The sequence below is a fragment of the Streptomyces sp. NPDC042100 genome, assembly GCF_055582325.1.
Genome location: NZ_JBVJDK010000004.1, coordinates 406133 through 427796 on the forward strand (window position 1 = coordinate 406133; position 21664 = coordinate 427796).

Consider the following 21664-nt stretch of genomic DNA (forward strand, 5'->3'; position numbering starts at 1 on the left):
CGGGAGGCGGGGGCGGGATCGCGCCATCCGCGGGGCGGGCCCCCGCGCGGTGCTTCCGCTGTCCGGGGGCCGCCCCTATGCTCCTGCGCCGGATCACACTGTTACCGGCGGTAAAGGGGTGGGGCATGGAGCGCACGGGCACGTCGCGGCGCGGATTCGTGGCGGGCGCGGCCGCCGTCACGGGAGCCGCGGTCGCCTCGACGGTCACCGTCGGCGCCGGACCGGCGGAGGCCGCGGAGGCCGCCGCGCCGCTCTCCGTCGCCGTGCTGGGCGGCGGGGTCGCGGGGCTGACCGCGGCCCACGAACTGGCCGAGCGCGGCTACCGCGTGACCGTCTACGAGCGCCGGGCGCTCGGCGGCAAGGCGCGCTCCATGGACGTGCCGGAGAGCGGGCGGGGCGGGCGCCGCGCGCTCCCCGCCGAGCACGGCTTCCGCTTCATCCCCGGCATCTACCACAACCTCCCCGACACCCTCCGGCGCATCCCCTTCCCGGGCAACGCCCACGGCGTGTGGGACAACCTGGTGGCCCCCGCGGAGATGTCCTTCGCCCGGACCGGCCGCGAGGACCTGCGCATCCCGCTGCCCTGGCCCGGCCACCGCCCGGCCGAGCTCACCCTCGACGAGATCCGCCGGGCGCTGACCGCGCTCCTGGAGACCGCCCGCTCCATCCCGCTGCACGAGGCGGCGTACTTCGTGGACCGCTTCCTCGTCTTCCTCACCAGCTGCCAGGAGCGGCGCGACGACACCTGGGAGCGCACCCCCTGGTGGGAGTTCCTGCGGGCCGAGCGGATGAGCTACGACTACCAGCGCATCCTCGCCGTGGGGCTCACCCGCAACATCGTGGCCACCAAGGCCGAGGAGGCCAGCACCCGCACGGTCGCCACCCTGCTGGAGGCCTTCGCCTTCAACGCGCTGGGGCGGGGCGCCGACGGGCCCCTGGACCGGATCCTGAACCTGCCCACCAATGAGGCGTGGATCGACCCCTGGGTGACCCATCTGACCGGCCTCGGCGTGGAGTTCCGGGTCGGCTGGACCGTGCGGGAGCTGGACTACGACGCCGGGGCCGGGCGGATCGCGGCGGTACTGGCCGAGGACCCGCAGGGGGTCCGGCGCCGGGTGACCGCGGACCACTACGTGTCCGCGATGCCGGTCGAGCACGCCCGCCGGACCTGGAGCGCCGCGCTCCGCGCCGCCGACCCGCAGCTCGCCCGCTGCGACGCGCTGGAGACGGACTGGATGACCGGCATCCAGTTCTATCTGACGGAGAGCGCCCCGCTGCTCGCCGGGCACGCCAACTGCATCGACTCGCCCTGGTCGCTGACCGCGATCCAGCAGGCCCGGCACTGGCCGGCCCGGGACTTCGCCGCCGACTACGGCGACGGGGCGGTCGTCGACTGCCTGTCCGTGGACATCTCCGAGTGGGACCGGCCGGGCGTCCTGTACGGGAAGACCGCCAAGCAGTGCACCCGCGCGGAGGTCGCGAAGGAGGTGTGGGCCCAGCTGAAGGCCTCGTTCAACGACACGGGCCGCACGGTGCTGAAGGACAGCGCGCTGCACTCCTGGTTCCTGGACCCCGGGGTGGACGGCCTCGGCACCCCGAACCCGACCAACGAGGACCAGCTCCTCGTCCACCCCGTGGGCACCTTCCACAACCGCCCGAAGGCGGCCACCCGGGTCCCGAACCTGTACCTGGCGGGCGACTACGTGGCCGTCGACATCGACCTGGCCACCATGGAGGGCGCCAACGCCTCCGCCCGCCAGGCCGTGAACGCGCTGCTCGACCGCACGGGCTCGGCCGCCGCCCGCTGCACGGTGCGGCCGCTGTTCAGCCCGCCGGAGCTGGAGGGCCTCAAGCGGCACGACCGGCTGCGCTACCGCCTGGGCCTGGGCAACGCCCTCGACCTGGGCTGAGGCACCCGGCCCGCGCGGGCCGGCCCCGCGCGGGCGTCCACGGACTGGTCACGGAAACGGACGGGCGCGGGCGAATCCCGTGGCCGCCGTGTCCGGCCGAGTAGCGTACGGCCATGAAACTGACGATTCTCGGAGGCGGCGGATTCCGGGTGCCGCTGGTGTACGGCGCCCTGCTCGGCGACCACGCCGAGGGGCGGGTCACCCACGTCACCCTGTACGACCTGGACCCCGGGCGCCTGTCCGCGATCGCCCGGGTCCTCGCCGAGCAGGGCGCGGGCGTGCCCGACGCACCGGTGGTGACCGCGACCACGGAGCTCGACGAGGCGCTGCGCGGCGCGGACTTCGTCTTCTCGGCGATCCGCGTGGGCGGGCTCGCGGGACGGGCCGCCGACGAGCGGATCGCGCTGGCCGAGGGCGTGCTGGGCCAGGAGACGGTGGGCGCGGGCGGCATCGCGTACGGGCTGCGGACCCTGCCGGTGGTGACGCACATCGCGCGCCGGGTCGCCGAACTCGCCCCGGACGCCTGGGTCATCAACTTCACCAACCCGGCGGGCATGGTCACCGAGGCGATGTCCCGGATCCTCGGCGACCGGGTGATCGGCATCTGCGACTCCCCCGTGGGCCTGGGCCGCCGGGTCGCGCGGGTGCTCGGCGCGCGTCCCGGCGAGGCGTGGGTCGACTACGTGGGCCTCAACCACCTGGGGTGGCTGCGCGGGCTGCGGGTCGGCGGGGAGGACCTGCTGCCGCGCCTGTTCGAGGACGAGGGGCTGCTGGGCTCCTTCGAGGAGGGCAAGCTCTTCGGCACGGAGTGGCTGCGCTCGCTGGGCGCGGTGCCCAACGAGTACCTGCACTACTACTACTTCAACCGGGAGGCGGTCCGCGCCTACCGGGAGGCGGAGCGGACCCGGGGCGCCTACCTGCTGGACCAGCAGTCCGGCTTCTACGACGAGATGGGCCGGCCCGACGCGCCCGCCCTGCCCGCCTGGCACCGCACCCTCGCCGAGCGCGAGGCGACCTACATGGCGCACAACCGGGAGGCGGCCGGGGTCGGCGAGCGGGACGAGGAGGACCTGGAGTCGGGCGGCTACGAGAAGGTGGCGCTGGCGCTGATGCGGGCGATCGCGCGCAACGAGCGGGCCACCCTCATCCTCAACGTGCGCAACCGGCACACCCTGTCGGTGCTGGACGCGGACGCGGTGATCGAGGTGCCCTGCTTCGTCGACGCGGCGGGCGCCCACCCGGTGTCGGTGGACCCGCTGCCGTATCACGCGGTGGGTCTGGTGACGGCCGTGAAGGCGGTCGAGCGGGAGGTCCTCGCGGCGGCGGAGAGCGGTTCGCGGGCGACGGCGGTGAAGGCCTTCGCGCTGCACCCGCTGGTCGACTCGGTGACGGTGGCCCGGCGGCTGGTCGAGGGCTACACCGCCGAGCACGCGGGGCTGGCCTACCTGCGTCACTGAGGCGGCTCTGATACGGCACCGCGCCGGCACCGAGGCGGCACCGGCGCGTCGCCGGGGCGGACGGCCGACGAACATCTTTACGCGGTTCGGGGGCGCGGCCTAGGCTCGCGCCCCATGACTTCACAGCGACGCAGGGGTGTTCGAAGAGGAGTGGCCCGGCTCGCCGCGGGCTGTCTGCTGGCCGCGGGCCTGGTGGGCACCGGGTCCGCCGGCGGCGGCAGCCCGGCCGCCGCGCGGGCCGCGGAGGCGGGCGGCGCGGTGGTGGTGCCGGTGCAGACCACCGGTCCGGCCGACAAGCGGTTCAACCTCGTGGTGATGGGCGACGGGTACACGGCGGCCGAACTGCCCACGTTCCGGGCGGACCTGGAGCGGCACCTGAGCACGCTGTGGAGCGTCGAGCCGTTCGCCTCCTACCGCTCGTACATCAACGTGTGGGCGGTGGAGGCGGCGTCGAAGGACTCCGGCGTCGACTGCGACCCGGGGCTCGGCGCCCCGGCCCGCGACACCGTGCTCGACATGGGGTTCTGGGGCGGCTGCAACCCCGGCAGCGTGCAGCGGCTGCTGACCGTGGACAGCGCGAAGGCGGCCGGGCTCGCCGATCTGGTGCCTGGCACGAGCCGGGCCAACCGGCAGATCGTGGCGCTCGCGAACAGCTCCACCTACGGCGGCGCGGGCGGGTCCTACGCCACCGCGTCCGGCGGCAACGCGCTCTCCGCGCTCATCACCCCGCACGAGATAGGGCATTCGCTGGGCGGGCTCCAGGACGAGTACGACTACTACGCGCGCGGGGTCCCCGGCGGCGCGTACACCGACGGCGAGCCGGACTCGGTCCACCACACCCTGCTGACCGAGCGGCAGTTGCGGGAGCAGCGGGCCAAGTGGTGGCGCTGGCTGGGCGAGGAGAGCGAGTCCGGCGGGGTCATCGGGCGGTACGAGGGCGGGATGTACAGCACCTCGGGGGTGTGGCGGCCCAGCCGGCACTCCATGATGAAGACCCTCGGCTACGCCTTCGACCAGGTGGAGCGCGAGGTGATGGTGCGGGCGATCTCCGCCAAGGTGGACCTGGTCCAGGGCCACACCCCGAACGCGGCGCCGGTCGGGGCCGACCGGACGCTGTGGGTGGACACCCTGCACCCGGTCGGCGGCGAGCTGGCCGTCCAGTGGCGGGTCGACGGGCGCCCGCTGCGCACCGGCGGCGCCCGCTCGCTGGACCTGCGCGGCCTGGACCTGGCCCCGGGCCGTACGTACGCGCTGACGGCGACGGTCACCGACCCGACCCCGTTCGTGCGCGACCCGGCGGTGCGCGGCTCGGCGGCGCTGACCCGCACGGTGACGTGGACGGTGGACCCGGCGCTGCGCACGCCGAAGGACACCGCGCGCGCCGCCTTCGCCGGGCACACGGCGACCGGCCCGGCGGTGGGCGCGCGGTCGGTCGTGTACGCGGACACGACGCACCCGGCGCGCGGCGTCCCGGCCGTGCGGTGGACGCTCGACGGGCGGACGGTGCCGAACCCGGGCAACGACCGCGACCTCGACCTGGGCGCGCTGCGGCTGTCCCCGGGCACGCACACGCTGACGGCCCGGATCCCGGGCACGGCCGAGGCGCTGAGCTGGACGGTGGACGCGACGCCCGCCGCCGCCCGCTACGAGCTGTCGCCGCCGCTGCGGACGGTGAAGCGGCCGGGGCGGCCCGTCGAGTACGTCTACGACGACGCGTTCACGATGCGGCTGACCGCGGGCGACGACCGGGAGGGGGCGGTGGTGAGCCAGTTCCGGGTGGACGGGGACGGCTGGTACACGTACTACGGCTGGCCGACGGACGCCTCGGCGCCGTTCCGCTTCTCCCCCTCGGGCACCGTCATCGACGACCTGGTCTACGGCAAGCTGGGCCGCGGCCGGGTGGTGCCCTGGGACGACGCCACGCCGGACTACGGCACCCACACGGTGGAGTACCGGACGGTGGACGCGGCGGGGAACGTGGGCCCGGCCCGGAGCTTCCTGGTGACACTGGTGCGGAAGTAGCCCCGTGAAACGGGAGAAGGCCCGCCGGATGCCGGCGGGCCTTCTCCCGTTGTCGAGCGTGGGGCGGGTCAGCGCTTGCGGCCGACGGCGGCCCAGCCCGGGATGGGGTCGTCGCCCTGCACCTGGACGGGCTCGCCCAGTTCCGGGTGCCACTCGGCGGTGAGCGAGACGCCCGGCTCGACCAGGTCGAGGCCGTCGAAGAAGGCGGCGAGCTCGTCGCGCGAGCGCGGGCGCAGGGTCAGTCCGCGCGCCTTGTACATGGCGGCGGCCTTCGCGGCGCCCTCGGGGTCGAAGTCCCCGGTGACGTGCGAGAGGACGAGATAGCTGCCCGGGGCGAGCTTCTCGACCAGCTTGCCGACCAGGTCGTAGGCCCCGTCCTCGTCCCCCACGAAGTGCAGCAGGGCGAGCATCGACAGGGCGATGGGCTGGTCGAAGTCAAGGACCTTTCCGGCCCTTTCGAGGATCAGTTCGGGGTCGCGGGCGTCCGCCTGGATGTACTCGGTGGCCCCCTCGGGGGTCGAGCGCAGCAGGGCGGCCGCGTGCGCGAGCACGATCGGGTCGTTGTCGCAGTAGACGATCCGGGAGTCCGGCGCGGCCCCCTGCGCGATCTGGTGCAGGTTGGGCTCGGTGGGGATGCCGGTGCCGACGTCCAGGTACTGGCGGACGCCGGCGGCGCTGAGCCAGCGGGTGGCGCGGTGCATGAAGGCGCGGTTGACCCGGGCCATGTCGCGGCCCCGGGCGTCGACGGTGAGGAGCTGGCGGGCCATCTCCTCGTCGACGGGGTAGTTGTCCTTGCCGCCCAGGAACCAGTCGTACATCCGCGCCGGGTGCGGCTTGCTGGTGTCGATCCTCACGGATGCGGCGGGGTCCTGGGTCATCGGCTCTCTCCTCGGCGGGTCCAACGGTGGTGCTCACTGCAAGAGTTACGCGACGTGCGGGGTGTGGCGGAAGGGGTCAGGTGAGCAGAAAGTCAGCCTGACCTGATTTGGCCCCCTGGATGAAGGCGGCGATCTCCCCGTGGGTGTAGATGAGGGCGGGTCCTTCAGGGTCTGCGGACTGTCGCACGGCGACTCTGCCGTCGGCCAGCTTCATGGCCTCCACGCAGTTGCCCCCGTTCCCGCCGCTCCACGGCTTGTGCCAGCCTTCGGCACCGAGCTCAGCGGCGGGCATACCGTTGTATATGCGATCCATTCACAGCTCCTTGCGGAGGTTCCGCAGAACCTCCTTCGTGCGTTGTGCAGTCGCGGCCTGAGCCGCCATGCGGTCCATGACCTCAAGGTGGGAGGCCACCTCGGGGCGCGCGTCGAGATAGACGGCGCCGGTCAGGTACTCGCTGTAGACCATGTCCGGGAGTTCGGGCATGGCGAAGCGGAAGAGGACGAACGGCCCGTAGGTGCCCGGATGATGGCCGGAGCCGAACTCCGCGATCTGCAGGGTGACGTTCGGCAGCTCGGACGCTTCGAGCAGCCGGTCGAGCTGGGCGCGCATCACTTCGGGCCCGTCACCGACCGGTCGGCGGAAGACCGTCTCGTCCATGATCACCCAGAACTTGGGCGCGTCCTCCCTGGTGAGCAGGGACTGGCGCTCCATGCGGAGGGCTACATGGCGGTCGATCTCCTCGGCATCGCTGCCGCCGACCGCCCCGCTGCGCAGGATGGCACGGGCGTAGTCCTCGGTCTGCAGCAGGCCGGGGACGAACTGGGGCTCGTAGGCCCGGATGAGGCTGGCGGCCCCCTCCAGGCTGACGTACATGGAGAACCAGCCGGGCAGCACGTCGTGGAACCGCTGCCACCAGCCGGGGAGGTTGGCCTCCTCCGCGAGGGCGACGAAGCCCTCCGCCTCGGAGTCCGTGATGCCGTACGCCTTGAGCAGGAGCTGGACGTACGGGATCTTCAGCGCGACCTCGGCCGTCTCCATGCGCCGGATCGTGGCCGGAGCCACCCGGAGGATCTTGGCGGCCTCTTCCCTCTTCAGGCCGGCACGCTCCCGCAGATCCTGCAGACGCTTGCCGAGTACGACCTGTCCCACCGTGGGGGCGGACCGCGGCTCGCTCACTCTCAAGACCTCCCCGACGCGCTGTTTGGACGAGTGTGCCACGAAGCCCCGCCAGAGAGAACACGGCACTCTGCAATTTTCAGAGTGCCACTTGCCAAGTGTCGGAGTCAGGAGCACAGTATTCCGGTGAACCAGTACGCACTTCCGCCGTGCGCTCCACGGAGGACATGCGTACGGCATCCTGCCCACAGTTGTGAGGATCCGGTCGTGGCTTCTGGTAACGCGCACTCCTCAGGTCTCATGAGCCCCCGCGTCATGCCCCAGCGCCCGCGCCCCCACTCCGACGTCCGCAGGTTCGCCTTCGAGCTGCCCGCCCGCACCGAGTCCGTGGCCCGGGCCCGGCGGCTCGCCGAGGAGCGCCTCGTCCTGTGGGGCTGCGACCCGGAGATCCGCGACACCGTCGCCCTCGTCGTCTCCGAGCTGGTCACCAACGCCGTCGTCCACACCGCGAGCGCCCGGGTCGTGTGCGAGCTGCGCGAGGGCGAGGAGCGGCTGCGCATAGCCGTGCGCGACGAGGGTGGTCCCGCCGGGCCCCGCATACGCGAGTGCGGCGAGGACGAGCGGGGCCGCGGCCTCATCCTCGTCGACGCGCTCTGCGCGGCCTGGGGCGCCGACCGCACCGGACACGGCACCGCGCAGGTCGTCTGGGCGGAGCTCGCGCACGGCATGGCGGAGCCGTGCTGAGGACCATGGCGACGCTGCTCGTCCCGCGCGCCCGCAAGAGCCCCGAGAACACCCCCGCCCGCGCCCACGTCGGCGTGACCCGCCTCGCCGTCCCGCCGGACCTGCCGGCCACCCTCGGTTCCGACGCGATCGGCGTCCCCGCCCGCTACGGCTTCCGCATCCTGTCCCGGCTCCCCGCCAAGGGCTGCGTGTACGCGGACGCCGACTGGTGGTGGTGGCTGGTCCCGGCCGGTTCCGACCAGGACCTGACCTGGCCGCTGCCCTCCTGCTACGCCCCCGGTGCCGTGGTCCCCGACCGGCGCCCTCGGCTGATCCACCACCCGGACGGCGGCTCTCCCTACACCCCGCCGATCCCGCTCTACCTGCTGATCTGCCAGCTGACGGGGATCGCCCCGGCCTGGAGCGTCCCCCCGCAGGTACGCAGCACCCTGTGAGCGGCGGGCGACCGCGCCCGGGCACGCCCTAGGCTCGGCACCATGTTCTCCCCCGAGGGCCCCACCCTCCGTGAGCTGACCGTGCAGGCACTCTCCTCCGTCGAGCGGGGCTACGACCTGCTGGCCGCCCGTTTCGACACGACCCCGTTCCGCACCTCCGACCGGCTGCTCGGCGCGGTCGCCGAGACCCTGGAGCCGCTCGGCCCCTTCGGCCCCGGCCTCGATGTCTGCTGCGGCACCGGAGCCGGGCTGTCGGTGCTGCGCTCGGTGTGCGCGGGCCCGGTCACCGGCGTGGACTTCAGCGCCGGGATGCTCTCCGGGGCCCGGGCGGCGCACCCGGAGGCGGCCCTGGTCCGCGCCGACGCCCGCGCGCTGCCCTTCACCGCCGCCTTCGACCTCGCGGTCAGCTTCGGCGCCTTCGGCCACTTCCTCCCCGCCGAGCAGCGGACCCTGTTCCGGGAGGTCCACCGCTCGCTGCGCCCCGGCGGCACCTTCGCCTTCCCGCTGCCCGCCCCGCCCCCGGTCGGCTCGGTCCCCTACTGGACGCTGTGCGGCTTCGACGCGGCGATGCGGCTGCGCAACGCGGTGTGGCGGCCCCCGTTCGTCATGTACTACCGCACCTTCCGCCTGGCGGACGTCCGCCACCGCCTGAAGACCGCGGGCTTCCGCACGGAGCTCCTGCCGGTCCGGTCCCTCGGCTTCCGCGAGGACGGCGCCCCGCGCTGCCGGCTGGTGGTGGCGCGCAAGGGCGAGACGCACGGGGGAAGCGGGGCGGGCGGGGCGTAGAAACGCCGAAGGACCCCGGCGTGAGCCGGGGTCCTTCGTCTTGTGTCCGAGGGGGGACTTGAACCCCCACGCCCGATAAAGGGCACTAGCACCTCAAGCTAGCGCGTCTGCCATTCCGCCACCCGGACGGGTGTTTCGCCACCCCGGTGTTCCCCGCGGCGACAAAGACAACTCTACCAGGGGTTCGGGGTGGCTTTCACCAGCGTTTTCCGTGGTCAGTGGGGTGCGGACGCCTTGTTGTCCTTGATCCAGTCCTGGTTGTCCTGCCAGCCGTACAGCGTGTGTCCGTCCAGGTACGCGTAGTACAGGCCGCAGCGGGCGGTGGCCTTCGCCTTCGCGTCCTTCGGGAGCCAGTCGGGGGTCAGGACCGGGTCGGGGCGGGAGGCGTCGGCGGCGAGGGGGGCGCAGCCGGCGGGGAGCTCGGCCGACGGGAGGGCGGCCTTCAGGGCGCGGTCGCCGCCGGTGGTCTTCATGGCGTACTCGACGGAGCCCGCCTGGTCCGGCAGCCAGCGCGGGACCGAGGGGCGGTCGGACTTGGCGGCGGCACCGGTCGCGTAGGAGGAGTACTCGTCGTGGCGGCCGTCCCACCAGTCGGCGGCGGCGGGAACGGCGACGGCTCCGGCGAAGACGAGGGCGCCGAGGGCGGCGGTGGAGGCGAGGGCGATGGCGGTGCGGTTCATGTGTTCCATCGTGGGCGCCGTCCGGGCCCGTTCTCGTACGTCCGGAGGACCGTTCCGGGTACGACTCGGGGCGCACGGGGCGTCGCCGCACCCTAGGGGACGGCGGCGCCTACCCTGCCCCGGGTGGACCCTCATGCGCCCTCCGTCCCGTACCGCAGGCCCCGGATGCTCTCCCCGCTGCGCGAGCACCTGCGGGACACCTTCTGGTTCGCGCCCGTCGCCTCGATGGTGCTGGTCGCCCTGCTGTGGTGGGGCTGCTCCGCGCTGGACACGGCGATCGTCGAGACGCTCCAGGAGGCCGGGGAGTACGAGACGGTCACGGACCTCGTGGGGATCGCCGACGACGCGAAGACGATCGTGACGACGATCAGCTCGGCGATGATGACCTTCATCGGTGTGGTCTTCTCGATCTCGCTGGTCGCCGTGCAGATGGCGAGCGGGCAGTTCAGCCCCCGGATCGTGCGGATCTTCATCCGCAGCCGGATCACCAAGGCGGCGTTCTCCGTCTTCCTCGCCACCTTCCTGCTGTCGCTGCTGGTGCTCTCCTCGTACGAGAGCGAGACCGACCCTCGGCTGGTGCAGACGGTGCCGCTGGTGCAGTCGATCCTCACGCTGGTGATGGTCGGGCTGAGCCTGCTGCTCTTCGTGGCGTACGTGAACTCCACGCTGCGCCTGATGCGGGTGGGCCACGTGGTGGACCGGATCACCTGGGAGGCGTTCCGGGTACTGGAGAAGACCCCGGCGTACGCGGTGGGGGCCGGGGCGCTCGGCCCGGCGACCGACGAGCTGCTGCACCGGGGCAGGGCCGGGGTGCTGCGGGACGTGAACGTGGCCCTGCTCGTCGCGTCGGCGCGGCGGCACGGGGTGGTGCTGCGGCTGCTGCCGAGGATCGGCGACTTCGTGGTGCCGGGCACGCCGATCCTGGCCGTGCACGGCGGCACGGTGCCGCGCCGGGTGGCGGGCGCGGTGTCGGTGGGCATCGAGCGGACCTTCCACCAGGACCTGGGCTTCGGGCTGCGGCAGCTCTCCGACATCGCGCTGCGGGCCCTCTCCCCCGCCGTGAACGACCCGACGACGGCCGTGCAGTGCCTGGACCGGATCACACAGTTCCTGGCGGCCCTCGCCCACCGGCCGCTGGGCGCGGTGGAGTACCGGGACCGGCGGCGCGGCGGCGGGACGGTGCGGTTCGTGCAGGACGGGCCGGACTGGACGGATCTGGTGGACCTGGGCTTCGCCGAGATCCGCGGCTGCGCCGGGGACAGCCCGCAGGTCTCCCGGCGGATGCTCGCCGGGCTCGACGACCTGCTGGCGCGGGTCCCGCCGGAGCGGGCGGCTCCGCTGCTGCGGCACCGCACGCTCCTGGTGCAGCTGGTGGAGCGCACGGTGCCGGAGGCGGCCGACCGGTCCTTCGCGCTGGAGCCGGACCGTCAGGGCATCGGCTGAGCGGTGCGGTGACCGCGGGGGCCCGGCGCCCCCCGACGCCTGCTCCCGGACTCACCTTCCGCCACCACCCCCGGTCCCGGTCCACTCCCGGCCCGGAGTCCGTCAGGTCGGCGGGGCCGGCCGGACCTCGGCGAGCCGGGCGGAGACCACCACGTTGCCGGTGTAGCCGGTGTCCCGCGCGTACCGTCCGCCGCAGGTGATCAGGCGCAGCTCGGGGCGGCCGGTGGAGCCGTAGACCCGTGCGGCGGGGAAGCCCTCCTTGGGGACGAGCTCGACGCCGTACACGGTGAAGACGGCGGTGCGCCCGTCGGCGCGGACGATCTCGACGCGCCGGTCCCGCGCGAGCGCGCCGAGGCCGTAGAAGACCCCGCGGCCCTCCGGGGTGTCGACGTGTCCGACCAGGACGGCGGTGCCCCGTTCGCCGGGGGTGACCGCGCCGGTGAACCAGCCGGCGAGCTCGGGCCGGTCCGGGGGCGGGGCGTCGATCCAGCCCTCGGTGTCCAGGCCCACGGCCGCGAGCGGCGCGTCGACGCGGACGGAGGGCACCCGGACCCGTACGGGCCGGGCGGCGGGCAGCGGTCCGGGGGCCGCCGCCGGGGCGGCCGCGGCGGTGCCGGGCGCGGCGGCGGCCCGAGGCAGCGGGGGGCCCTCGGCGCGGAGCGCGTCGGTGCCGCCGCGCAGCAGGTGCACCCCGACGAGGAGGACGACGGCGACGACGCCCCAGGCGCCGGGCCGTCCCGGTCCGTTCGAGCCGTGCACCGTGCTGCCTCGCCCTCTCCTGGTGTCCCCGCGCGCGGGGGACTGGCGCCCCCTCGCCCCGGACCTCGTCACTCCGGGGCGAAGGGGCCGTTTCGGGTGCCCCGGGGGCCGGTTCAGGTGCCGGAGCCGCCGCGCCGGGCGAGGACCACGGCGGCGCCGAGCGCGCCGACGATGAGGACGCCGCCGGTGACCGCCTCGACGAGGCCGATGCCGCCGGAGTCCTCGGCGCCCGCGGCCGTGCCGAAGCCCGCTTTGACGCCCTTGTGGGCGCCGGTCGTGCCGCCGTCGTGGCCGCTCTCGTGGCCCCCGCCGCCGGAGACGGTGAGCGGGGCGGTGCCGCGTTCGCCCTTGCAGTCGAAGGTGATCTCGTACCGGGCGCCCGCCTTGGCGTCGACGTCGACGGTGGCGGTGCCCTCGCGGCCCTCGGTGAGGGTGACCGTGTCGAAGATCCCGGACTCGACGGTCACGGTGGGCACCTGGCAGCCGTCCGCCTTGAGGGTGACGGTGCCGCCGGGGGCGACGGTCTCGGGCGTGACGGAGAAGCCGAAGGAGGTGATGCCGTGCCCGGTGCCGTCCTGGGGGCCGCCGCCGTCCTCCGCGAGGGCGGCGGGTGCGGCGGGACCGCCGAGGACGAGGACGGCCGTGGCGAGCGGGCCGGCGAGCAGGGCTGCGGCAGCGGCGCGTATCGCACGCATGGCGGTCCTCCAGATCACGCGAGGGGCGGTCGCGGAGGTTTCCGCGGACGGGCCGTCGAAAGACCCTCGCCGCGATCGAAGCTAGGCGCGCGCCCGGTGCCCCGCCACCGGGCTCCGCCGAACGGGGCACCGGGCGCGCCCGCGCCTCAGGGGATCCGGACGACCTGTCCGGCGTAGGAGAGGTTGCCGCCGAAGCCGAAGAGCAGGACAGGGGCGCCGGAGGGCAGTTCGCCGCGCTCGACCAGCTTGGACAGGGCGAGCGGTACGGAGGCGGCGGAGGTGTTGCCGGAGTCGACGACGTCGCGGGCGACGACCGCGTTGACGGCGCCGATCTTCGCGGCGAGCGGCTCGACGATCCGCAGGTTGGCCTGGTGGAGGACCACGCCGGCCAGCTCCTCGGGGGCGACGCCGGAGCGTTCGCAGGCCTTGCGGGCGAGGGCGGGGAGCTGCTGGGTGGCCCAGCGGTAGACGGACTGGCCCTCCTGGGCGAAGCGCGGCGGGGTGCCCTCGATGCGGACGGCGTGGCCCATCTCGGGGACCGAGCCCCACAGCACGGGGCCGATGGCGCCGGTGTCGGTCTCGGTGGCCTCGACGATCGCGGCGCCGGCCCCGTCGCCGACGAGGACGCAGGTGGTGCGGTCGGTCCAGTCGGTGACGTCGGTCATCTTGTCGGCGCCGATGACCAGGGCGCGGCGGGCGGCGCCGGCGCGGACGGCGTGGTCGGCGGTGGCCAGCGCGTGGGTGAAGCCGGCGCAGACCACGTTGAGGTCCATGGTGGCGGGCGAGGCCATGCCGAGCCGGGCGGCGACCCGGGCGGCGGTGTTGGGCGAGCGGTCGATGGCGGTGGAGGTGGCGACCAGCACCAGGTCGATGTCGGCGGCGGTCAGGCCGGCGGCGGCGAGCGCCTTGCCCGCGGCGTGCGCGGCGAGTTCGTCGACCGGCTCCTCCGGTCCGGCGATGTGCCGGGTGCGGATGCCGACCCGGCTGGTGATCCAGTCGTCGCTCGTCTCCACGAGGGCGGCCAGGTCGTCGTTGGTGAGCACCTTGGCGGGCTGGTAGTGCCCGAGCGCGGCGATTCGAGTGCCCGTCATGCCCGGGACCCCCTCGGTGGTTCGTTCGTCGGCAGGACCACCCAGTCTCGTGAGCGACTGATGGGTAACAGGTGACGTAAACCACCAAGATTCACCCGAAGTGCCTGTGCGACCGTGACAAGAGGAGAATGGGGCGGTCGGGCCCCCGGGGGGTCATCGCGCGGACGGAATCGAGTGCAGCCAATGGGACGGGTCACCGAGCGACGGCGTGTCGTGCGCATCCGGGGCGGGGCGGTGAACGAGCGCCCGGACACGCTGGTGGCGGAGGAGCCGCTGGAGATCCGGCTGAACGGGCGGCCGATCGCGATCACCATGCGCACGCCGGGTGACGACTTCGCGCTGGCGGCGGGCTTCCTGGTCAGCGAGGGGGTGCTGGCGGCCGCGGCGGACGTGCGGTCCATCGTGTACTGCGCGGGGGCGAAGGACGACGGCTCGAACACGTACAACGTGGTGGACGTGCGGCTCGCGCCGGGTGTGCCGGTCCCGGACATCTCGCTGGAGCGGAACGTCTACACGACCTCGTCGTGCGGACTGTGCGGCAAGGCGAGCCTGGACGCGGTGCGGACCACGGCGCGGTTCCCGATCGCGGACGAGCCGCCGGTGCGGGTGTCGCCCGCGCTGCTGTCCGTCCTGCCGGAGCGGCTGCGGGCGGCGCAGCGGGTCTTCGACCGGACCGGGGGGCTGCACGCGGCGGCGCTGTTCTCGGAGGACGGCGAGCTGCTGGACGTGCGGGAGGACGTGGGCCGGCACAACGCGGTGGACAAGCTGGTGGGCCGGGCGCTGCGCGCGGGGCTGCTGCCGCTGTCGCGGGCGGTGCTGCTGGTGTCGGGGCGGGCCTCGTTCGAGCTGGCGCAGAAGGCGGTGATGGCGGGCCTCCCGGTCCTCGCGGCCGTGTCGGCGCCGTCGTCGCTGGCGGTCGACCTGGCCGCGGAGACGGGCCTGACGCTGGTGGGCTTCCTGCGCGGGGAGGACATGAACGTGTACGCGGGCGAGCACCGGATCGCGCTGGAGCGGGTCCCGTAGCGGCTCCGTCCGTCGCGTCGGGTCACGGCCCGCCGGGGCCGTCCCCGGCGGGCCGGGCGGGACCCTCCGGATCCGCCCGGCGGGGAGCGTCGGACACCCTAGTTCTTGGGCGGGTCGATCATCTGGAGGGCGAGGGTGGCCGGGGGCGGGGCGACGCCGGGGCCGCCGGCCGCCGTCCAGGCGAGTATCTCGTCGAGGCAGTCCCGGTCGGCGCTCCAGCCGATCCAGGCCGCCCGGCCGCCGCGGCGGCGGCCCTCGGTGGAGGGCTGGACGACGAGGACGTTGGCCTGGGCGCAGGGGCCGAGGCAGTCGCTGGTGCGGACGAGGAGCCGGCCGCCGGAGGCCGCGGCGGCCTCGCGGAGCCGGGCGAGCTGTCCGGCGTGGTCCATGCCGGGGTTCTTGCGGGCGTCGCCGCAGCAGCAGCCTCGGCAGACGACGAGCGAGCAGGGGCGGGCCCCGTACCGTATCGGCACCCGGTTCACGCGGCGCCGTCCAGGGTGATCGCCGCGACGGCGGCGACGGTGCCCAGGCGGGGGAAGTCGAGCCGGACGGAGGCATGGTGCTCGTCGGCGGTGAGGGCGGTCATGGCGTCCTCGGCGAAGACGAGTTCGTAGCCGAGGTCGGCGGCGGCGCGGGCGGTGGACTCGACGCCGAGGTTGGTGGCGATCCCGCCGAAGACGAGGGTGGAGACGCCGTGTCCGCCGAGCACCTCGTGCAGGCCGGTGCCCTGGAAGCCGCCGATGGTGCGCTTGACGACGACGGTGTCGCCGTCGTCGACGAGGGCGGGGACGAGCTCGCTGCCGGGTGGCTGGAACTCGACGCCCGGGCGTTCGACCCGGAGGTGGACCACGGGCGCGCCGGCCGCGCGGAAGCCGTGGGCCAGGCGGTCGGCGGCGGCCAGGACGTCGGTGCCGGAGCGGGGGGCGAGGGGCAGCGCGACGATGCGTTCCATCAGGTCGACGAGGACGAGCGCGCTGCGGCCGGGATCGAGTGCGGGCATGGGAGCACCGTAGCGGCCCCGATGATCACCGCGGGACGGCCGGGGATGTGATCCCGCCAACGGGGGCGGCGTCCGGGGCGGGCTCCTCCGGGGCCCCTGCGGGCTCCTCCGGGTCGCGCGAGCGGCGCTTGGCGAGGACGGCGCAGACCATGAGCTGCATCTGGTGGAAGAGCATCAGCGGCAGCACCGCAAGGGAGGCCTGGGCGCCGAACAGGACGCTCGCCATGGGGAGTCCGGCCGCCAGGCTCTTCTTGGAGCCGGCGAACTGGATCGCGATCCGGTCCGCCCGGCCGAAGCCGAGCCGCTTGGCCCCGTACCAGCTCAGCGCCAGCATCGCGGCGAGCAGCACGGCCTCCACGGCGATCAGCGCGGCGAGCCGGGCGGGGGTGACGAGCCGCCAGACACCCTGGGTCATGCCCGCGCTGAACGCCGTGTAGACGACGAGGAGGATCGAGCCCCGGTCGACATAGCCGAGCACCTTCTTGTGCCGGGTCAGGAAGCCGCCGACCCAGCGGCGCAGCAGCTGTCCGGCGAGGAAGGGCACGAGGAGCTGGAGCACGATCGCGACCAGGGAGTCCGCCGAGAACCCGCCCGCGCCGTTGCCCAGGAGGGCGGCGGCGAGCAGCGGGGTGAGCACGATCCCGGCGAGCGAGGAGAAGGAGCCCGCGCAGATCGCGGCGGGCACGTTGCCGCGCGCGATGGAGGTGAAGGCGATCGAGGACTGGATGGTGGAGGGCACCAGGCAGAGGAAGAGCAGTCCGCCGTAGAGCGAGGGGGTGAGCACGGTCGGCACCAGTCCGCGCGCGGCGAGCCCGAGCAGCGGGAAGAGGACGAAGGTGCAGGCCAGGACGGTGACGTGGAGCCGCCAGTGCCTGAGCCCGTCGAGCGCCTCGCGGGTGGACAGGCGCGCGCCGTAGAGGAAGAACAGCAGCGCGACGGCCGCCTTGGCGGTGCCGTCCGCCACCGTCGCGGCCGTCCCGGAGGCGGGCAGCAGGGCGGCCAGGCCGACCGTGCCGAGCAGCGCCAGTATGTACGGGTCGACCGGCAGCCAGGACGGCAGCAGGGGTCTGCGGGAGGTGCGGGGCGGACGGGAGCTCATCCCTCCATCCTGGGGGACGCCCCGCCGATCGGGAATCCCGTACAGCACACTGACTGTCATCACGAAACATGATGACCGGCGCCGGGCGGGGTACGGTCGGGGCGTGACCGCCACCGTGTACGAGCCGGCCCAGCTGCGCACCTTCCTCGCGGTCGCGCAGACCCTCAGCTTCACGCAGGCGGCGCGGCGGCTCGGGGTGCGCCAGTCGACCGTGAGCCAGCACGTGCGGCGCCTGGAGGAGGCGACCGGCCGGCCGCTGTTCGTCCGGGACACCCACGGCGTGGAGCTGACCGAGGACGGCGAGGCGATGCTGGGCTTCGCGCGCGCGATCCTGGAGGCGCACGAGCGCGCGGCGGCCTTCTTCACCGGGACCCGGCTGCGCGGGCGGCTGCGCTTCGGGGCCTCGGAGGACTTCGTGACGACCCGGCTGCCGGAGATCCTGGAGGCCTTCCGCCGCGAGCACCCGGAGGTGGACCTGGAGCTGACGGTGGAGCTGTCGGGGACCCTCCAGGCGCGGCTGGCGGCCGGGCGGCTCGATCTGATCCTGGCCAAGCGGCGCGGCGACGAGACCGGCGGGGAGCTGGTCTGGCAGGACACGCTGGTGTGGATCGGCTCGCCCCGGCTGCGGCTGGATCCGGAACGCCCGGTGCCGCTGATCGTCTTCCCGCCGCCGGGGATCACCCGGGCCCGGGCCCTGGAGGCGCTGCGGGAGCAGGGGCGGCCGTGGCGGATCGCGTGCACCAGCAGCAGCCTGAGCGCGAACGTGGCGGCGGCCCGCGCGGGGCTCGGGGTGATGGCCCACACCCGGGGCCTGGTCCCGCCGGGCCTGACGGAGGTCCCGGTCCGCGCGGGCCTCCCGGAGCTGGGCGCGGTGGACTTCGTGCTGCTCAAGGGGGGCCGGGGCGGCGCCACGCAGGACGCGGCGGACGCGCTGGCGGCGGCGATCCTCGCGGGCGGCGACCGGCTCCACCGGCCCCGCTGAGGCGCGGGGCGGGGCGCCGGGCGGGCGCGTGCGGCCGAGGCCAGCGGGGTGGGGCGCCGGGCGGGCGCGGCCGTCGGTGAGAACGGCCGAGTTCCCTCTTGCGCCCCCGGGCCCAGGGATGGTCGGTGAGTGCTCCGTACAGATTCCGTGGAGATTCCGGCCGCCCCGGCTTACCGCCGGTCACACAACGGGGCCCCGGCTCCCTCCAGTTGCCCGGTTCTCCGGGCCTGACCTGTGGATACGGTCAAGGTCGCGGCTTGGTGAAGGCCCTCCCGCCCGTGCGCCCGTTGGGGTACCGTCACCGGCGCCGTACGGATCGCTACATCGAGCGGGCGAGGAGCAGGTCAGTGCGCGAGTTCACCGTGCCGCCCGTCGAAGCGGCGCCTCAGGTCGGCGGTCTGGCGGACGCCGTGTTCGATCATGCCGAGCGGGAGCCGGACCGGGTCGCCCTCGGCCGCAAGGACGCGGAGGGGATCTGGCGGGATGTGACCGCCGCCGCGTTCCGGGACGAGGTGCTGGCCCTGGCGAAGGGGCTGATCGCGCACGGGGTGCGGTTCGGCGACCGGGTCGCGATCATGTCGCGGACCCGCTACGAGTGGACGCTCTTCGACTTCGCGCTGTGGACGCTGGGCGCGCAGCCGGTCCCGGTCTATCCGACCTCCTCCGCCGAGCAGGTCCTCTGGATGCTGCACGACGCCGAGGTGACCGCCTGCGTGGTGGAGCACGAGGACCACGCGATGACCGTCGGCTCGGTGATCGACCGGCTGCCCCGGCTGCAGCGCCTGTGGCAGCTCGACGCGGGCCGGGGCGCGGTCGCGGAGCTGGTCGAGGCGGGTGCCGACATCGACGAGGACGTGGTGCACCGGCACCGGCGGGCGGTGACCCCGGACTCGGTGGCGACCGTCATCTACACCTCGGGGACGACCGGCCGTCCCAAGGGCTGCGTGATCACCCACGCCAACTTCATGTTCGAGACGGACATGCTGGTCGGGCGCTGGGAGCCGGTCTTCCGCTCCCGCCCGGGGGACGCCGCGGCCACGCTGCTCTTCCTGCCGCTGGCGCATGTCTTCGGGCGGATGGTGCAGGTGGCGGCGGTGCGGGCCGGGGTGAAGCTGGGCCACCAGCCGGTGATGGGGGCGTCGGAGCTGCTGCCGGACCTGGCCGCGTTCCGGCCGAGCTTCGTGCTGGCGGTGCCGTACGTGTTCGAGAAGGTCTTCCGGGCCGCCCGGCGGCGGGCCGAGGCGGAGGGGAAGCGGGGCCCGTTCGACAAGGCGGTGGACGTCGCGGTCCGCTACGCGGAGGCGCTGGAGCACCGGGCCTTCGGCATCGGTCCGGGCCCCTCGGCGGCGCTGCGGATGCAGCACCAGTTCTTCGAGAAGACCGTGTACGGGAAGGTCCGCGAGGCGCTGGGCGGGCGGGTGCGGCACGCGATGTCGGGCGGCTCGGCCATGGACCGGCGGCTGGGGCTCTTCTTCGAGGGCGCCGGCGTCACGGTCTTCGAGGGGTACGGCCTGACGGAGTCGTCGGCGGCGGCGACGGCGAATCCGCCGGAGCGCACCAAGTACGGCACGGTGGGGCAGCCGGTGCCGGGGACGACGGTGCACATCGCGGAGGACGGCGAGGTCTGGCTGCACGGCGGGCAGGTCTTCTCCGGCTATCTCAACGACCCGCGCGCGACGGCCTCGGTCCTCAACGACGGCTGGCTGGCCACCGGCGACCTCGGCGTCCTGGACGAGGACGGCTATCTGACGATCACCGGGCGGAAGAAGGAGATCCTGGTGACCTCGGGCGGCAAGAGCGTCGCCCCCTCCGGCCTGGAGGAGCGGGTGCGCAACCATCCACTGGTCGCCCAGTGCCTCGTCGTCGGCAACGACCGCCCGTACATCGCGGCCCTGGTGACCCTGGACCAGGAGGCGGTGGACCACTGGCTCTCGATGCGGAACCTGGCGCCGCTGCCGGCGGCCGAGCTGGTGCGGGACCCGGTCCTGGAGGCGGAGATCCGGCGCGCGGTGGTGACGGCGAACACGGCGGTCTCGCAGGCGGAGTCGATCCGCACCTTCCGCATCCTGGGCCATCCCTTCAGCGAGGAGCACGGGCTGCTCACGCCCTCGCTGAAACTGAAGCGCAAGGCGATCGAGAAGGCGTACGCGGTGGAGGTCGAGGCACTCTACGGCTGAGCCGCAGCCGGTAATTGACGATGCATCAGTTATTGACGGTTCATCAGGTCACTCACAGAATGCGGTCACCCGACGGAGGGATGACCGACCGTGTCCAGAACGATCCGCACCCTCGCCACCGCGGCGGCGGCCCTGCTCCTGGCCACCGCCTGCAACTCCGCCTCCACCGGCGGCGATCCGGCGAAGCCCGGGGACGCCAAGGGGACCGTACGCGGAGTGACCGCCGACTCGATCAAGGTCGGCGGGATCGTCTCCATGACCAGCGCCAGCGGCTACTCCAAGAAGGACACCGACCTCGGCGCCCGCGCCCGCTACGCCCGCGCCAACGCCGAGGGCGGCGTGGGCGGGCGCCGGATCGAGTACCTGGGCGCCGAGGACGACGGCCAGGACCCGGCGCGCAACCTCGCCGCCGCCCGCAAACTGGTCCAGTCGGAGAAGGTGTTCGCGGTCGCGCCGATGAGCTCGGTGACCTTCGCCGGGGCCGACTTCCTCGACGACCAGGCCGTCCCCACCGTCGGCTGGGGCACCCTGCCCTCCTTCTGCGGCCCGAAGCACATCTACGGCTTCAACGGCTGCCTCGTCCCCACCCCCGGCGGCACCCTCAACCAGACCTGGCCCGAGGGCCTCGCCCAGGTCCTCGGTGGCGCGAAGGGCCGCTCGGTCGCCCTGATCGGCGGGGACAGCGACGCCGGACGCTTCGGCATCCGCACCTTCACCCAGGGCTTCAAGGCGGCCGGCTTCACCCTCGCCTACGCCAAGGCGTCGGTGCCCGCCACCTCGCTGCCGAGCGACTGGTCCGCGTACACCAAGGAGATCCTGCGCTCCGGACCCGGCGGCAAGGCGCCCGACGCCGTGGTGTCGGTGATGCAGACCCCCTACAACATCGGCCTGTTCACCGCGCTCAAGCGGGCCGGCTACCGGGGCCTGCTCACCGATCCGACCGACTACGACCCGGGGCTGCTCGCCAAGGACGCCACCCGGCAGGCCCTCGACGGGGTCCTCGTACTGCTGCAGTTCCAGCCCTTCGAGTCCGACAGCCCCGCGATGAGCCGCTTCAAGGCGGACATCCGGCAGGCGGCGGGCGGCAAGGACGTGCCGCTCAACATGCACATGCTCACCGGCTACATGAGCGCCGACCTCTTCCTCGCCATCGCCGCCAAGGCGGGCAAGGACCTCAGCGTCGAGTCCTTCCAGAAGGCGGCGGCCGGCTTCTCCGACACCGGCACCCTCGTCGGCGACCGGGCCGAGCCCAAGGGGCAGAAGGAGAGCTTCGGCTGCGGCGCGCTGGTGCGCCTGAAGGACGGACGCTACGAGGTGGCCGTGCCGTTCCGCTGCTACCCGCCGATCCCCTTCGGCTAGGGGCGCGG

21 protein-coding genes and 1 tRNA gene are annotated in these 21664 nt (G+C 73.9%); 11 read left to right on the top strand and 11 right to left on the bottom strand.

The genetic code is table 11. The annotated features are described in order from the left end of the window. Nucleotides 1-125 precede the first annotated feature (125 nt). The 3 genes from ACZ6J5_RS11755 (at nt 126) to ACZ6J5_RS11765 (ending at nt 5389) form a co-directional block, all read left to right on the top strand. Nucleotides 126-1910, top strand: a complete 1785-nt coding sequence (locus tag ACZ6J5_RS11755) for a hydroxysqualene dehydroxylase (RefSeq protein ID WP_469390280.1) — start codon at nt 126-128, stop codon at nt 1908-1910. A 113-nt stretch (nt 1911-2023) separates the two neighbouring features. Then, nucleotides 2024-3367, top strand: a complete 1344-nt coding sequence (locus ACZ6J5_RS11760; protein ID WP_469390282.1) for a 6-phospho-beta-glucosidase — start codon at nt 2024-2026, stop codon at nt 3365-3367. Nucleotides 3368-3481: 114 nt separating this feature from the next. Further along, nucleotides 3482-5389 (top strand): M64 family metallopeptidase, encoded by a 1908-nt coding sequence (locus ACZ6J5_RS11765; RefSeq protein WP_469390284.1) that lies wholly within the window; start codon nt 3482-3484, stop codon nt 5387-5389. Between the two features lie 68 nt (nt 5390-5457). Here the strand turns inward: ACZ6J5_RS11765 and ACZ6J5_RS11770 are convergent, their stop codons facing one another. From ACZ6J5_RS11770 to ACZ6J5_RS11780, 3 genes are all read right to left on the bottom strand, one after another. After that, nucleotides 5458-6267, bottom strand: a complete 810-nt coding sequence (locus ACZ6J5_RS11770) for an SAM-dependent methyltransferase (RefSeq protein WP_469390286.1) — start codon at nt 6265-6267, stop codon at nt 5458-5460. Between the two features lie 76 nt (nt 6268-6343). Next, nucleotides 6344-6580, bottom strand: coding sequence for a DUF397 domain-containing protein (locus tag ACZ6J5_RS11775; protein ID WP_015037566.1), 237 nt, complete (start codon nt 6578-6580; stop codon nt 6344-6346). Continuing rightward, nucleotides 6581-7444 (bottom strand): helix-turn-helix domain-containing protein, encoded by an 864-nt coding sequence (locus ACZ6J5_RS11780; RefSeq protein WP_362474864.1) that lies wholly within the window; start codon nt 7442-7444, stop codon nt 6581-6583. Between the two features lie 255 nt (nt 7445-7699). Between ACZ6J5_RS11780 and ACZ6J5_RS11785 the strand changes: the two genes are divergently transcribed. From ACZ6J5_RS11785 to ACZ6J5_RS11795, 3 genes are read left to right on the top strand one after another with little or no spacing between them, the layout of a single operon-like run. Continuing rightward, complete coding sequence (locus ACZ6J5_RS11785) at nt 7700-8128, top strand: ATP-binding protein (RefSeq protein ID WP_469390536.1); 429 nt, start codon at nt 7700-7702, stop codon at nt 8126-8128. A 5-nt stretch (nt 8129-8133) separates the two neighbouring features. Then, nucleotides 8134-8562 carry a hypothetical protein gene (locus ACZ6J5_RS11790; protein ID WP_469390538.1) on the top strand — a complete coding sequence of 143 codons (429 nt, stop codon included), beginning with the start codon at nt 8134-8136 and terminating at the stop codon, nt 8560-8562. A gap of 42 nt (nt 8563-8604) precedes the next feature. After that, nucleotides 8605-9348, top strand: a complete 744-nt coding sequence (locus ACZ6J5_RS11795) for a class I SAM-dependent methyltransferase (RefSeq protein ID WP_469390289.1) — start codon at nt 8605-8607, stop codon at nt 9346-9348. Between the two features lie 43 nt (nt 9349-9391). On the opposite strand, the gene ACZ6J5_RS11800 is transcribed toward ACZ6J5_RS11795, so the two are convergent. Both ACZ6J5_RS11800 and ACZ6J5_RS11805 read right to left on the bottom strand, forming a co-directional pair. Continuing rightward, nucleotides 9392-9476: transfer RNA gene (locus ACZ6J5_RS11800), tRNA-Leu, on the bottom strand. A gap of 87 nt (nt 9477-9563) precedes the next feature. Continuing rightward, nucleotides 9564-10028, bottom strand: coding sequence for a hypothetical protein (locus ACZ6J5_RS11805; protein WP_469390291.1), 465 nt, complete (start codon nt 10026-10028; stop codon nt 9564-9566). 165 nt (nt 10029-10193) lie between these two features. On the opposite strand from ACZ6J5_RS11805, the gene ACZ6J5_RS11810 reads away from it, so the two are divergent. Next, nucleotides 10194-11471: a DUF2254 domain-containing protein gene (locus ACZ6J5_RS11810; RefSeq protein WP_469390540.1), complete on the top strand. Its 1278-nt coding sequence runs from the start codon at nt 10194-10196 to the stop codon at nt 11469-11471. Between the two features lie 102 nt (nt 11472-11573). Here the strand turns inward: ACZ6J5_RS11810 and ACZ6J5_RS11815 are convergent, their stop codons facing one another. The 3 genes from ACZ6J5_RS11815 to ACZ6J5_RS11825 form a co-directional block, all read right to left on the bottom strand. Continuing rightward, entirely contained in the window at nt 11574-12230 is a 657-nt protein-coding gene (locus tag ACZ6J5_RS11815; RefSeq protein ID WP_469390293.1) for a class F sortase, read from the bottom strand. Between the two features lie 113 nt (nt 12231-12343). Beyond that, nucleotides 12344-12925: a hypothetical protein gene (locus ACZ6J5_RS11820; protein WP_469390295.1), complete on the bottom strand. Its 582-nt coding sequence runs from the start codon at nt 12923-12925 to the stop codon at nt 12344-12346. Nucleotides 12926-13071: 146 nt separating this feature from the next. Further along, nucleotides 13072-14016 (bottom strand): beta-ketoacyl-ACP synthase III, encoded by a 945-nt coding sequence (locus ACZ6J5_RS11825; RefSeq protein ID WP_469390297.1) that lies wholly within the window; start codon nt 14014-14016, stop codon nt 13072-13074. Between the two features lie 183 nt (nt 14017-14199). Here ACZ6J5_RS11825 and fdhD point away from each other — a divergent pair, with 183 nt between their 5' ends. Next, nucleotides 14200-15039 (top strand): formate dehydrogenase accessory sulfurtransferase FdhD, encoded by an 840-nt coding sequence (fdhD, locus tag ACZ6J5_RS11830; RefSeq protein ID WP_469390299.1) that lies wholly within the window; start codon nt 14200-14202, stop codon nt 15037-15039. A gap of 98 nt (nt 15040-15137) precedes the next feature. Here the strand turns inward: fdhD and ACZ6J5_RS11835 are convergent, their stop codons facing one another. The 3 genes from ACZ6J5_RS11835 to ACZ6J5_RS11845 are packed head-to-tail and all read right to left on the bottom strand — an operon-like array spanning nt 15138 to nt 17138. Further along, nucleotides 15138-15521 (bottom strand): (2Fe-2S) ferredoxin domain-containing protein, encoded by a 384-nt coding sequence (locus tag ACZ6J5_RS11835; protein WP_469390301.1) that lies wholly within the window; start codon nt 15519-15521, stop codon nt 15138-15140. Next, on the bottom strand, nt 15518-16039 hold the full coding sequence (locus tag ACZ6J5_RS11840) for an isochorismatase family protein (RefSeq protein WP_469390303.1): 522 nt from the start codon (nt 16037-16039) through the stop codon (nt 15518-15520). The genes ACZ6J5_RS11835 and ACZ6J5_RS11840 overlap by 4 nt, the downstream gene beginning before the upstream one ends. 25 nt (nt 16040-16064) lie before the next feature. Further along, nucleotides 16065-17138 carry a bile acid:sodium symporter family protein gene (locus tag ACZ6J5_RS11845; RefSeq protein ID WP_469390304.1) on the bottom strand — a complete coding sequence of 358 codons (1074 nt, stop codon included), beginning with the start codon at nt 17136-17138 and terminating at the stop codon, nt 16065-16067. A 115-nt stretch (nt 17139-17253) separates the two neighbouring features. Here ACZ6J5_RS11845 and ACZ6J5_RS11850 point away from each other — a divergent pair, with 115 nt between their 5' ends. The 3 genes from ACZ6J5_RS11850 to ACZ6J5_RS11860 all read left to right on the top strand — a co-directional run bounded on the left by ACZ6J5_RS11850 (nt 17254) and on the right by ACZ6J5_RS11860 (nt 21656). After that, complete coding sequence (locus tag ACZ6J5_RS11850) at nt 17254-18120, top strand: LysR substrate-binding domain-containing protein (protein ID WP_469390542.1); 867 nt, start codon at nt 17254-17256, stop codon at nt 18118-18120. Nucleotides 18121-18467: 347 nt separating this feature from the next. Continuing rightward, entirely contained in the window at nt 18468-20297 is a 1830-nt protein-coding gene (locus ACZ6J5_RS11855; RefSeq protein ID WP_469390306.1) for an AMP-dependent synthetase/ligase, read from the top strand. Nucleotides 20298-20387: 90 nt separating this feature from the next. Beyond that, a complete protein-coding gene (locus tag ACZ6J5_RS11860) occupies nt 20388-21656 on the top strand; it encodes an ABC transporter substrate-binding protein (protein ID WP_469390308.1) in 1269 nt (422 codons plus the stop codon). The last annotated feature ends 8 nt before the right edge of the window (nt 21657-21664 follow it).